The sequence below is a fragment of the Pantoea sp. X-Soil-ISGK-275 genome (genome assembly GCF_059730795.1).
This window is the reverse complement of the sequence record NZ_AP035976.1, coordinates 1,547,455-1,560,518: the sequence shown is the minus strand read 5'-3', so window position 1 is coordinate 1,560,518 and position 13,064 is coordinate 1,547,455. Positions and strand designations below refer to the sequence as shown.

At 53.5% G+C, this 13,064-nt stretch carries 12 protein-coding genes; 1 reads left to right on the top strand and 11 read right to left on the bottom strand.

Annotated elements, in window-relative coordinates:
- Positions 1-9: 9 nt before the first annotated feature.
- On the bottom strand, positions 10-780 hold the full coding sequence (gene cmoM / locus AC6I8A_RS07220) for a tRNA uridine 5-oxyacetic acid(34) methyltransferase CmoM (protein WP_497818250.1): 771 nt from the start codon (positions 778-780) through the stop codon (positions 10-12).
- Positions 781-904: 124 nt separating this feature from the next.
- Between cmoM and elyC the strand changes: the two genes are divergently transcribed.
- Positions 905-1,690, top strand: a complete 786-nt coding sequence (elyC, locus tag AC6I8A_RS07215) for an envelope biogenesis factor ElyC (protein ID WP_256696100.1) — start codon at positions 905-907, stop codon at positions 1,688-1,690.
- Here elyC and AC6I8A_RS07210 read toward each other — a convergent pair.
- The 10 genes from AC6I8A_RS07210 to cmk all read right to left on the bottom strand — a co-directional run bounded on the left by AC6I8A_RS07210 (position 1,670) and on the right by cmk (position 13,028).
- Positions 1,670-2,563 (bottom strand): YcbJ family phosphotransferase, encoded by an 894-nt coding sequence (locus AC6I8A_RS07210; protein WP_256696099.1) that lies wholly within the window; start codon positions 2,561-2,563, stop codon positions 1,670-1,672. The two genes, elyC and AC6I8A_RS07210, sit on opposite strands and share 21 nt — an antisense overlap.
- Positions 2,564-2,673: 110 nt before the next feature.
- Positions 2,674-3,423: a 3-deoxy-manno-octulosonate cytidylyltransferase gene (gene kdsB / locus AC6I8A_RS07205; RefSeq protein ID WP_154153026.1), complete on the bottom strand. Its 750-nt coding sequence runs from the start codon at positions 3,421-3,423 to the stop codon at positions 2,674-2,676.
- Positions 3,420-3,602: a Trm112 family protein gene (locus AC6I8A_RS07200; RefSeq protein ID WP_007887424.1), complete on the bottom strand. Its 183-nt coding sequence runs from the start codon at positions 3,600-3,602 to the stop codon at positions 3,420-3,422. The genes kdsB and AC6I8A_RS07200 overlap by 4 nt, the downstream gene beginning before the upstream one ends.
- A gap of 90 nt (positions 3,603-3,692) precedes the next feature.
- Positions 3,693-4,910 carry a winged helix-turn-helix domain-containing protein gene (locus AC6I8A_RS07195; protein WP_256696097.1) on the bottom strand — a complete coding sequence of 406 codons (1,218 nt, stop codon included), beginning with the start codon at positions 4,908-4,910 and terminating at the stop codon, positions 3,693-3,695.
- A gap of 22 nt (positions 4,911-4,932) precedes the next feature.
- Positions 4,933-5,934, bottom strand: coding sequence for a tetraacyldisaccharide 4'-kinase (lpxK, locus tag AC6I8A_RS07190; RefSeq protein ID WP_293795957.1), 1,002 nt, complete (start codon positions 5,932-5,934; stop codon positions 4,933-4,935).
- Positions 5,931-7,679 (bottom strand): lipid A ABC transporter ATP-binding protein/permease MsbA, encoded by a 1,749-nt coding sequence (gene msbA / locus AC6I8A_RS07185; RefSeq protein ID WP_256696095.1) that lies wholly within the window; start codon positions 7,677-7,679, stop codon positions 5,931-5,933. Before msbA ends, lpxK begins: the two co-directional genes overlap by 4 nt.
- 34 nt (positions 7,680-7,713) lie before the next feature.
- On the bottom strand, positions 7,714-9,972 hold the full coding sequence (locus tag AC6I8A_RS07180; RefSeq protein ID WP_497818249.1) for a DNA internalization-related competence protein ComEC/Rec2: 2,259 nt from the start codon (positions 9,970-9,972) through the stop codon (positions 7,714-7,716).
- Between the two features lie 206 nt (positions 9,973-10,178).
- On the bottom strand, positions 10,179-10,463 hold the full coding sequence (gene ihfB, locus AC6I8A_RS07175) for an integration host factor subunit beta (protein ID WP_003849360.1): 285 nt from the start codon (positions 10,461-10,463) through the stop codon (positions 10,179-10,181).
- Positions 10,464-10,549: 86 nt separating this feature from the next.
- Positions 10,550-12,226 carry a 30S ribosomal protein S1 gene (rpsA, locus tag AC6I8A_RS07170; protein ID WP_052025984.1) on the bottom strand — a complete coding sequence of 559 codons (1,677 nt, stop codon included), beginning with the start codon at positions 12,224-12,226 and terminating at the stop codon, positions 10,550-10,552.
- 121 nt (positions 12,227-12,347) lie between these two features.
- Positions 12,348-13,028, bottom strand: coding sequence for a (d)CMP kinase (gene cmk / locus AC6I8A_RS07165; protein ID WP_256696093.1), 681 nt, complete (start codon positions 13,026-13,028; stop codon positions 12,348-12,350).
- Positions 13,029-13,064 lie beyond the last annotated feature (36 nt).

Sequence of the window (13,064 nt, the reverse complement as noted above, 5' to 3'; positions counted from 1 at the left end):
TTGATCCTTCTAGCTGGGTTTGCGCGCGGTCACGTGGATATAGCGCCCTAAACTCAAAAAGGGCTCCTGGCGACAGAAACGCCGTTCCATCTCAATGATTTCCTCAACGCTCTTCCCTGCGCCGGGTTGCGGCTTCATGTAATCACAGAAGACGCGAATGCCCGCACACCGTTCAATTTCAAATCCACAGTTTGTCAGCCAGCGCGTCACATCGTCGGGATCGCGCGGGAAATCGGGCGACAGCGTGCGCTTTTTACGTTTGCTCATATTGGCGCGCATATAGCCGAAATTGCCGAGCGTCAGGGTGCGGAAGGTTAAGCCGTGCGCGTTGTAAAACATCAACGACAGCACGCCGCCGGGCTTGAGTGTGTGCCACAGCGCTTGGAGCACCTCTTCCGGATGCGCGACCCATTCCAACACCGCGTGAAACAATACCAGATCAACCTGCGTATCCAAATGTTCGCCCACCTGCTGGGCGCTAATTTGTTTGAATTGCATGTTGTGGCTCACACCTGCGGCGAGCGCATGGGCTTCCGCCAGCTTCAGCATCTCAGCAGAGAGATCGCACAGCACCACCTGATGACCGCGTGCCGCCAGCCCGCTTGAGATTTGTCCCACGCCGCCGCCGGCATCCAGCACCTGTAAAGGTCCGGCAGGCAGTGTCGGTAACAGGGCTTCCAGCTCGTCCCAGACAATCGCCTGGCGCACTTGCCCTTTGCGCGTGCCATAAATGTTCTGTGAAAATTTGTCCGCCAGATCGTCAAAGTTACGATCCTGCATGATGATGGCTCCGCTTTGCTGCATTCAACTTGTGCTATTTTGTCACAGGCTCAACAAGAATGAACCTTTCATGCCGCAGTAACCGTCTGGCAGCTGTTTTTTTGGACAAAAGAGGCCATATTCGATGTTTTTCGCATTTAAAAAAGTCATTGGCGGGATGTTGCTCCCCTTGCCGCTGCTGTTATTGCTGATGGCGGCAGGACTTTTACTGCTCTGGTTCAGCCGCTGGCAAAAAAGCGGCAAAATCCTTATCTCTTGCAGTTGGCTGCTGCTGCTGGTGTTAAGCCTGCAGCCGGTTGCGGATCGCCTGCTGTCACCGCTGGAAAATCATTATCCCACCTGGAACGGTAACGAGCCGGTCGATTATATCGTGGTGCTCGGCGGCGGCTATACCTTCAATCCGAATTGGGCGCCGAGTTCGAATTTAATCAGTAACAGTTTGCCGCGCGTGGCCGAAGGCGTGCGTCAGTGGCGGCGCTATCCGCAGGCGAAAATGATCTTTACGGGCGCAGCGGCAGGCGAAAACCCACGCAGCAGCGCCAGCGTGGCGGCCGAAGTGGCGGAAAGTCTGGGCGTACCCTCAAAAGCGATTATTCAGTTGGATCAACCGCGGGATACGATTGGTGAAGCACGCGCGGTGAAAAAGACGATTGGCGAACATCCGTTTTTACTGGTGACCTCCGCTAACCATCTGCCACGTGCGATGCAATTCTTCCAAAGTGCCGGCATGAATCCGCTAGCCGCACCGGCGAACCAGCTGGCGGTGACATCGCCGCTCAATTGGTGGGAACGTGCGATTCCGTCACCGCTGTGGCTCGGTCACAGTGAGCGCGCGATTTATGAAACGCTGGGTCAGATCTGGCAGAAGCTGCGCGGTGACGATCTCACCTCAAGTCAGCCAGGGGAGTAATTGCGCGCGGGCGTGATCGAAACGCGGACGGTCAAACTGTCCGCTGCTGACCAGCGTGTCGACGCAATCCCACAACTGATACAACCAGCGTCGCCAAAGAAAACCTTCCGCCACAGGCGCACGCTGCAGATAGTGTTGCAGGAGTGATGCTTCTGCGCCGCTATCTGCCAGGCGCATCAGATCGTATTCGCGTGGTGCCCAGAGAATGTTGCCCGGCTGCATCATCGCAATCAACTGATCGCTGTGCGCATCTTTCAGCATACTGGCTAAGCGCAAATTGCCGTGCGTCAGCACGCAGGGATCGTCAAAGCCGTTGAAAAGACGCGCTAATAGCTGACGGCTGCGAAATAGAATCTGACGATCTTCCAGCGTGAAAAAGGGCGGCGACAGATAACCCAGCGTTGACCACAGCACATCCACCCGCTGGCGATACCATGCGGGCCAGCTATTTTCCTGCACGCTATCCACGCTGCCAACTAAGCCATGACTGTCGATGCGATGCCACGCCAATACGCCTTCGACGATCTGCTCGCACAGCTGTTCCCAGCGTGCTGCGCTGCGTGCCGGAGCTTCCGCCGAGACGCCGTTAAAGCGCGCCATCAGCAACATTTCATGTACCGGCTTTTGCTGGCTGAGCACCAGGCCAAACACAGCGGGCACGGCGATCAAGCCATCATGCCCGAGCATGGTCAGCTTTTTGGCTTCCAGCGCCGCGCGTCCCTGATGACGAAAATACTTTGCCACCAGCGGCATCGGTTTACCGGCGTTATCGTAAAGCGCATATAGCCGCGTGTGCGTCTGCTCGCTAATGGTTTCGAGACGGCTGATGCTTTCACCGAGCACCAACGCGAGTTCTGAACGGAGCTGTTCCATACAATATCCTCCGAAGTCAAAGGGCTGGAATATGCTGGAGGTGATGGCGGCGCAAAGCTTAGCGCCAGATCAAACTTTAAGGCCAGCGAGAGCCGCTGGCCGGTCGGAGATTAACCCTGCATAGCGAGACGAACCCGCTCAAGGTCTTCCGGCGTATCCACCCCAACACTTGGGATAGCTTTTGCCACCGCGACGTGAATCTTTTCACCGTACCACAGCACGCGCAGCTGTTCGAGCAGCTCAATATGCTCCAGCGGGCAAGGTTCCCACGCGATATAGCGACGGATAAAACCGGCGCGATAAGCGTAGATACCAATGTGGCGCAGCAGCGTGTCGCCAATCTGCTCGCGCGATTGAGCATAACGCTCGCGATCCCAGGGAATGGTGGCCCGTGAGAAGTAAAGCGCATAACCTTTGGCGTCCATCACCACTTTCACCGCGTTCGGGTTAAAGGCTTCTTCTGCATCGGTGATCGGCACCGCCAGCGTCGCCATTCCGGCTTCAGACTGCGCCAGATTGCCTGCCACCTGACGTACAATCTCCGCCGGGATCATCGGCTCATCGCCCTGCACGTTAACGATGATGGTGTCGTCGGCAAACTGATACTTCTCGACAACTTCTGCCAAACGCTCGGTGCCGGACTGATGATCGACTCGCGTCATGCACACTTCGCCGCCCGCTGCAGTTACCGCCGCCGCCACATCCGGATGATCGGTGGCGACAATCACACGATCGGCACCCGATTCACGCGCGCGTTCCATGACGTGCAGCACCATCGGTTTACCCTGAATATCCACCAGCGGTTTGCCGGGCAGACGCGTTGAAGCGTAACGCGCAGGAATAATGGCAACAAAACTCATGGATGGATCTCTTCAACAGACAGCGTACGCGCTTCCACTTCCAGCAACACTGGAATACCGTCTCGTACCGGATAAGCCAGGCCATCTGGTTTACAGATCAGCTCTTGCTGCTCTTTGTTGAAATAGAGTTTTCCGTTGCATACCGGGCAGGCAACGATTTCGAGTAAACGGTGATCCATAATCTTCTCCATTCAGGACCGATTCAGACGGTTAGCATATCATAATAGCGTGCGCAGGAATGGCGCACTCAAGCCAGACAAGTGGCGGTGTTATTCAACCATTGACCAGCGATTTGACCAGGCCGCCAACAGTTCTGCAGGCGCATTTTCGATAATCACTTCGTTGGCACCTTGCCACGCAGCAAAGTGATTAATGGCTTTATGTACGTCATTAAGGAAAGCATTACTGACGCGTGTGCCTTCTTCCAGCCAGAATGCACGAATGACCAATTGCTGGGCCTGACGCTCCATTTTGGCGTCGATGCGCGCTTTCAATAATCCGCGATGCAGCACTGGCAAGACAAAATAACCATATTTGCGCTTCTCCGCTGGCGTGTAGCACTCAATGCGGTAATCAAAATTAAACAGCTCCAGCGCGCGACGACGATCCCAAACCACCGGATCAAAGGGTGACAACAGCGTGGTATGCGTGGCCGAGAGTGGCTTTTCCAGCAGCGGCAATAACGCGTGGTGCAGCCACATTTCACCCAGTTGCTCGACCTCAACGCGAACTATCTCTCCGCGTGCGGCGGCATCCGCGAGCCACGACTTGAGTGGTGCACGTTTGAGGCGATAGTAGTCTGCTAGCCAACTGTCACGAAAAATGCCGAGGCTGCGCGCGCTGTGACTCAACATCTGTATCACTGCTTCATCTTCACTCAGTGCATGCTGTTCATCAATCCAGTCCGGCATTACGCGGCTGTGCAGATCGTAAACCCGCTGGAAGTTGCGCCGCTCCACCACCATCAATTGACCGGCACTGAACAAATTCTCCAGATGACGCTTATGCGGCTTCCACGCCCACCAGCCTGGTTTGGTCTGTTTATCATTGCTGAAATCGGCAGCACGTACCGGACCATTGGCGGAGATATGTTGCAGAAGATCAGTGATTTCTTGTTGGTGTTCCTCAACCCACTGTTGGTTGTACTTCCAGCCAAGTCGCTGCGGTTCCAGCATGCGATGACGCAGCAGTGGGTAATCTTCGACAGGAATAAAACAGGCTTCATGCGCCCAATACTCAAATAACGCGCCAGATGCCAGCGCCTGTTCCAGCCAATTGGACTGGTATGCGCCAAGGCGACTAAACAGCACCAGATAAGGACTGCGAGCCACCACATTGATGGTATCGATTTGCAGCAAAGACATTTGACGCACAGTGGCGTGAATATCGGTAAAGCGCGCCCGACGGCCCAAAGGACGTAACAGTCCCTGAGCAGCCAGATGAAGGTGACGAGCAGTTTGTAACGAGAGGGAAGCGGCGAGGTTCATGACTCAATTCCCCTTTCGGTGGTTAGCGCGAACGGGCGTCGCACGCGTTGGTGCAGAGATGAGTGATATCGTCTAACAAGGTTGCCACCGCCGTGCCTTGCAGATGCGCATCTACCGGCAGATACCACCAGTTTGGGCGAGCAAAGCCACGGCATTTCACCGCATCTTTTTCCGTCATCAGTAAGCACTGTTGTGCCTGAGTCAGACGTTGCAATTCGTCTTCGCTGTAAGCATGGTGATCGGCGAAGGCAATTTCTGCCACTGGCTGAATACCTTGCTGTTTGAGCGTGTTAAAGAAGCGCGGCGGATGACCAATACCGGCCATGGCGACGATTTCCGGCAGCTGTTCTAACGCTACGGTTGCGCCGCTGATCAGGTTTACCGCCAGACCGGGCTGCAATGTCATCGCAATTTCGTCCGCCTGCGCATCACCGCCATTAACGATCACCGCATTCACCGTCTGAAGTCGCGAAGCACGTTCACGCATTGGCCCAGCCGGTAACCACCAGCCATTGCCAAAACGACGCATCCCATCCACCACCACGATTTCACGATCGCGCTGCAGCGCGTAGTGCTGCAGGCCATCATCGGTAATGATCACATCCAGATCGTGCGCAGCGAGTAGGCCTTCTACCGCCAGACGCCGCTGCGGCGCAACCGCGACCGGCACCTGCGTGCGCTGAGCGATTAAAACAGGTTCATCGCCAGCCTGCGCCGTGGGCGTTTCAGCGGTAACCAGTAGCGGATAACGTTCAGCTTTACCGCCATAACCCCGCGACACCACACCAGCGCGTAAGCCGCGTTGTTGCAGCGCCTGCACCAACCAGATCACTACGGGCGTTTTACCATTCCCGCCTGCGGTGAGATTCCCCACCACAATCACCGGGCAAGGTGCGCGCCAGCTTTTTCGCCACCCGCGCTGGAAGCTGAGGCGAATCAGCCAGGTGATCGCCCCATAAAGCAAACTCAGCGGCCATAGCAATAGCCACAACGGCGAGCGCCCGCTCCAGATGCGTTCAATCATTGACCGAACTGCAGCTTGTGAAGCTGCGCATAAGCGCCCTTCTGTTCCAGCAGCACGCTGTGAGTACCGCGTTCGACAATGCGACCATCTTCAACCACGACGATCTCATCAGCTTTTTCAATGGTCGACAGACGGTGCGCAATCACCAGTGAAGTACGGTTTTTCTGCAGCTCATCAAGTGCGGCCTGAATCGCACGCTCAGATTCGGTATCCAGCGCTGATGTGGCTTCATCGAGAATCAAGATTGGGCAGTCACGCAGTAACGCGCGCGCAATCGCAATTCGCTGACGCTGACCACCGGAAAGCAGCACGCCATTCTCACCAATCACGGTATCGAGGCCATTATCCATCTTCTGGATAAAGTCCATCGCATGCGCCATGGTCGCAGCCTGCTCGATTTGTTCACGCGTGTACTGGCCATTGCGGGCATACGCAATGTTGTTGGCGATGGTGTCGTTGAAAAGGTGCACGTTTTGGGAAACCAGCGCGACCTGGTTACGTAGCGAGCGCAGAGTGTATTCACGTAAATCGTGACCATCCAGCAATATTTCACCGCTGTCGATGTCGTAGAAGCGCGTCAACAAACTGGCCATGGTGGACTTACCCGAGCCGGAACGACCGACCAGTGCAACCGTTTTACCGGCTGGCAGCGACAGGTTAATATCGCGCAGCGCAGGGATTTCACGGCCGGGATAGGTAAAGGTCACGTTACGGAATTCAACATCACCTTTGGCGCGATCCATCTCACGCTTGCCGTTATCCACTTCCTGCTCACTGTCGAGAATCGAGAACAGCGTCTGACATGCCGCCATACCGCGCTGGAACTGCGCATTGACGTTGGTCAGTGACTTCAGCGGACGCATCAGGGCGATCATTGAAGAGAAGACCACAGTGATGGTACCGGCTGTGAGCGTATCCATCACGCTTGGGAAGCTCGCGGCATAAAGCACGAATGCCAGTGCCAGTGAGGCAATTAACTGAATCACCGGATCAGAAATGGAGGACGCTGACACCAGTTTCATGCCCTGTTGACGCATCTTGTTGCTAACCTGAGAAAAGCGCTTCGCTTCGACGTCCTGGCCACCAAAGATCAGCACTTCTTTATGCCCTTTTAGCATCTGTTCGGCGCTGGTTGTCACCTGTCCCATAGTGTTCTGCATGTTCTTACTGATGCTGCGGAAGCGCTTTGAAACGGTACGAATGGCAAAAGAGACGATCGGCGCCAGCACAATGAGAATCAGAGACAGCTGCCAGCTGTAATAGAACATCATGATGAACAGGCCAATGATCGAGGCCCCTTCACGCACCACGGTAACCAGTGCGCTTGAAGAAGAAGAGGCAACCTGCTCAGAATCGTAGGTGATGCGTGATAGCAGCGTTCCCGTTGACTGTTGATCGAAGAAGGTAACCGGCATGCCCATCATATGGCCGAACAGACGGCGACGCATGTTCATGACCACGTTGCCGGAAACCCATGAGATGCAGTAACTGGAGACATAGCTGGTTACGCCGCGCACCAGCATCAGGCCGATTACCACCAGCGGCATCCACAGCATTACGGATCTGTCAGCTTTACCGAAGCCATCATCCAGTAAAGGTTTCAACAGAGAGAGCATCAGGGTATCGCCTGCCGCATTGAGTATCAGCGCCACCGCTGACACATACAGACCAGCCTTATGGGGCGCAATCATCGGCCAGAGTCGACGGAATGTCTGCCACGTTGAGAGATCTTTATCTTGATGCATTATTTATTCACGCTGTTTGAAATAGCCGCTCATTCTACCTGGAATCGCGTTTGACGCCAAACCACTGATGGTACCAGCGAGGCTTTATTTGCTCTCTTAAGCCCTTAATTTGCCAATGACCTTGTCTGATACCCACATGAATCTGCCCCGATTGAGCCGTGTCGTACCACATATAGCCTTGCTGACGATAGCGCTGTACTACGGCTGGTGCCGGCATACGCCAGGTGTTATATCGCGCCACCGAAGCAAATGCTGCTTTTCCAGCAACATTACGTAACAGTAACGCGCCTGACGATGTCCTGCTGCCGTGGTGCGGCACCTGCAAAATCGTCGCGTTGAGTGCATCTTTTTCCAGCGCGACAATTTTTCTCTCGGCTTCTAACTCAATATCACCTGTTAGCAAAACGCTAAATTGCCCATCATCGACTCGCACCACACACGAATCGTTATTTTGTCCCTGGGTCTGACTCTCCGGCGGCCACAAGGCGGTAAATTGCAATTTGCCCCAATGCCACTGCTGGCCACGGAAGCATGGCAGATGACCCTTTTCCGCTAAGGCACTACGGATTACTACCGCTGGATTAATTTTGAGCAATGAGTGTAGTCCACCACGGTGATCAAGATGCTTGTGGCTTAAGATCAGAGAATGAAGGCTTCTGCTGTGATACCGCAACCATGGCAGGATGACGCGTGAACCGGCATCATCCTGCTTCCAGCCGGGTCCAACGTCATAGAGCACCACTTCTTTGCCCTGAGTGATGGCAACGGCCAGTCCGTGCCCCACATCAATCATGTCGATTTGCCAGTCATCACGCTGCGTAGAACTCCGCCAGAGGGTAATCGCGAGTACCAGGCTACAACACGGCATCAGGCTGTAATAAATCAGCTTGCTGCGCCAAAGAAGTAATCCCACCCAAAGCAGCACGATCGCGGGTAAGGTATCACTCCATGCCCACCAGCCAGCGGGTAACCACTGCAGCACCAGCAATACTTTGTCTATAGAAAGGTCCGCCAGATACCACAATCCCACTGAAATCGGCGGCACAGGCAAGAGCATTGCCAGCAATATCAGCGGCACCGTGACAAATGACACAACCGGCACCGCAATAAGATTTGCCAATACAGCACTCAGGCTTATTCCCTGAAACAGGAAGATTTGTAGCGGAGCCATGAGGATCATCATGCCGAGCTGCAGATGCAGCAATTGCAATAGCAGCCATCGACGTTTTGCACGCAAGCGATGCGGCAATGGAAACCATTGATACCAGACAATCAGCATCGCGACCGCCAGTGCTGACAACCAAAAGCTTTCTGACAGAACGGTTAAAGGATCAAGGGCCAGCAATGCGCCAATACACAACGTCCAGACTTGCCAGCCACTGAGTTGCCAACCAACGCTACGAATACCTGTCCAAAGCATGAGCGCGATAATCGCGCGCTGAGCAGGTGCATGGCTACCAGAAACCCACGTGTAGATGGCTGCGGTTATGATGCTAATCAGCAGTGGAAACAAATGGCCTATCAAATGAGCGGGGAAAATCACCTGAATTGCACGCGCCAATAGCCATCCAACGCTGGCAGCTAACGCAATGTGCATTCCTGAGATGGCCATCAAGTGGGCGGTGCCTGTTTCCCGCAGCAACTGTCGCTGCTCTTCGGTCATGTTGGTACGTATACCAAACGCTAAAGCCTGCATAATTGCGGGTTGCTGGAGCGTATCAAATTTTGGTAAATGGTACTCAATGATACGCGTGCGCCAGTTGCAGGCTAGCGATTCCGCCTGCTGACTGATGATGCGACCTTGCAGCGGAGTGTGATTCGACAAAGCAAAGCGTTGCAGATCGAACTCCCCTTCATTCAGTCTGCCGTGCACGGCACGTAGTCGCAGTTTCATCTTCCAGCGCTGACCGGCACAAAATGGTTGCTCAGTAGAAGCACTATTGAGCGTCACAAAGAGAGGTGGAAATTGATAACGCTGGCCGACTCGCAAGATTTGCACGGTTAGCTGCTGCTTTTGTTCACGCACTTCGGTAATTCGTACTGTGGCTTCAATCGATGTGGCAGTCAGATCCTCAATTGCATTGATCATCAGCCGAGCTTCATTCAATGTCCAGGCCAACATTAACAGAGTAATCCCTGATAAACGCAGCAATGTGATTGGCATCAACCCGAGTAACACCGCGAATCCAACCATGGTGAGTATTACGCTCGCTGTGGGTATGTGCGGCAACAGGCCTAACGGTAACGCCGAAGCAATCATTAATCTTGCCAGAACAATCCAGTTCATATGCATTTGTGCTCTCCCTCATTGGTGTAAGAGTGTGCAGTGAAGACGGGGGATTTGCTTCAGTGAAAAGAGTGTGTGTCGCGATGGGTTCAGAGACTTTTGCAGAGATTACATTGGTGAGACTTTATTTTGGAGACTAGCTCCCAGTTCAGCATGCTTTAAGCAAAAAAAAACGACACCCTAAAGTGTCGTTTTTATCGTTCGGTAACGGCTTAGCCGTAGATGTTCGCACGGTCACGCAATTCTTTGCCCGGCTTAAAGTGGGGAACGTATTTACCTTCCAGATCCACTTTGTCACCCGTTTTCGGGTTACGACCCGTACGCGGTGCACGGTAATGCAAAGAAAAGCTGCCGAATCCCCGGATTTCAATGCGCTCGCCCTGGGCCAACGTAGTGGCCATGTGCTCAAGCATCTCTTTGACCGCATCCTCAACGACTTTCGCTGGAATATGAGTATGCTGGCCAGCAAGTCTTTCAATAAGTTCTGACTTGGTCATGTAACCTCCGGTTAATCCTTATTGGGAAAGGTATGACAGCTTTTACCGAAACCGGACGATTTTCATCGTCCGGTGCCTTAGGTCGATTACTCGCCTTTAGCCGCTTTGAACGCTTCAGCCATCGCGCTAGAGAAGTTGCTGCCTTCATCCTGTTTGGTGTTAACAGTGTTGATAGCTTCTTTCTCATCAGCCTGGTCTTTAGCACGAACAGACAGGCTCACAACGCGGTTCTTACGGTCAACGCCGGTGAATTTAGCTTCAACGTCGTCGCCAACACTCAGAACCAGAGTTGCATCTTCGATGCGGTCCAGAGAAGCTTCAGAAGCGCGCAGGTAACCCTCTACGCCGTCAGCTAATTCTACTGTAGCACCTTTAGCGTCAACTGCAGTGACTTTACCAGTCACGATAGCGCCTTTCTTGTTCAGGGTGATGTAGTTGTTGAATGGATCTTCAGCCAACTGCTTCACGCCCAGAGAGATGCGCTCGCGCTCTGCATCAACCTGCAGTACAACGGCAGCGATTTCGTCGCCTTTTTTGTACTCACGAACGGCTTCTTCGCCAGTCGCGTTCCAGGAGATGTCAGACAGGTGAACCAGACCGTCGATGCCACCGTCCAGGCCGATGAAGATACCGAAGTCAGTGATCGACTTGATTTTACCTTCAACGCGATCGCCTTTGTTGTGGGTCTCAGCGAACAGCTGCCATGGGTTAGATTTGCACTGCTTCAGACCCAGGGAGATACGACGACGCTCTTCATCGATGTCCAGAACCATTACTTCAACCACATCGCCTACGTTTACAACTTTAGACGGATGGATGTTTTTGTTGGTCCAGTCCATTTCAGAAACGTGTACCAGACCTTCAACGCCTTCTTCGATTTCTACGAAGCAGCCGTAATCAGTCAGGTTGGTTACACGACCAGTCAGGCGTGTGCCTTCTGGATAGCGCTTAGCGATAGCCACCCAAGGATCTTCGCCCAGCTGTTTCAGGCCCAGAGATACACGGGTACGCTCGCGGTCGAACTTCAGCACTTTAACAGTGATTTCGTCGCCCACGTTGACGATTTCGCTCGGATGCTTAACGCGTTTCCAAGCCATATCGGTAATGTGCAGCAGGCCGTCAACGCCGCCCAGATCCACGAATGCACCGTAGTCAGTGAGGTTCTTAACGATACCTTTAACTTCCATGCCTTCCTGCAGGTTTTCCAGCAGCTGATCGCGCTCAGCACTGTTCTCAGATTCGATAACTGCACGACGTGAAACCACGACGTTGTTACGTTTCTGATCAAGCTTGATTACTTTGAATTCAAGCTCTTTGCCTTCCAGGTGCAGAGTATCGCGAACCGGACGAACGTCTACCAGTGAACCTGGCAGGAACGCACGAATACCGTTCAGCTCAACTGTGAAGCCACCTTTAACTTTGCCGTTGATAACACCGGTAACAGTTTCAGCGTCTTCGTAAGCTTTTTCCAGCGTGATCCAAGCTTCGTGACGTTTAGCTTTCTCACGGGACAGCAGGGTTTCACCGAAGCCGTCTTCTACTGCGTCCAGCGCAACGTCAACTTCGTCGCCTACCTGGATTTCCAGTTCGCCGGCTGCGTTCTTGAACTGCTCTGCAGGAATTGCAGATTCAGATTTCAGACCCGCATCAACCAGAACTACGTCTTTGTCGATAGAGACAACAACGCCACGAACGATGGAACCCGGACGGGTTTCGATTTCTTTCAGGGACTCTTCAAAGAGTTGAGCAAAAGATTCAGTCATATTGATAATCTTAGGATTCTTCAATTTAACGTCCACCTGACTTCATTGTCGGATGGGGTTGTTTCACATGCCCTGCACCGGGTCCTTGGTACAGGGTTACAGCAATTCGGTTGCCGAAAGATTAAATGCCCAGCTTCTGCTTGGCATAATCAAGCGCCTTTTCAATCACTTGCTCAATCGACATACTGGTTGAATCCAGTACCAGAGCATCTGTGGCAGGCACTAAAGGTGCGATGGCACGATTACGATCGCGGTCGTCGCGTTCCTTTATCTCGGATAAAAGGCGATCAAAGTTAACATTAAAGCCCTTCTCCTGCAACTGTAGCATACGGCGATGCGCACGCTCTTCCGAGCTGGCGTCGAGGAAAATTTTCACCGGCGCATCTGGGAAAACCACGGTTCCCATATCGCGTCCATCAGCGATTAAACCGGGCTCCTCGCGGAAGGCGCGTTGGCGACGAAGCAGCGCTTCACGCACCCGCGGAAAAGCGGCTACGCGCGATGCGGTGTTGCTCACTTCTTGCGTGCGGATTTCACCGGTGACATCTTCACCTTCAAGCACCACCTGCATTTCACCGTTAACCGACAGAAAACGCACATCAAGATGCGCGGCAATCGGAACTAATGCTTCTTCTGACTCAATATCCACCTGATGGTGAAGTGCAGCCAATGCTAAAACGCGATAAATAGCGCCAGAATCCAGTAAGTGCCACTGCAACGACTCCGCCATCGCTTTACATAAAGTCCCTTTACCCGCGCCACTTGGCCCATCGATGGTAATAACCGGGGCGATTGCCGTCATTGTTCTCTCCTGTTGCTGCGTGCTTATTGTCAGCCC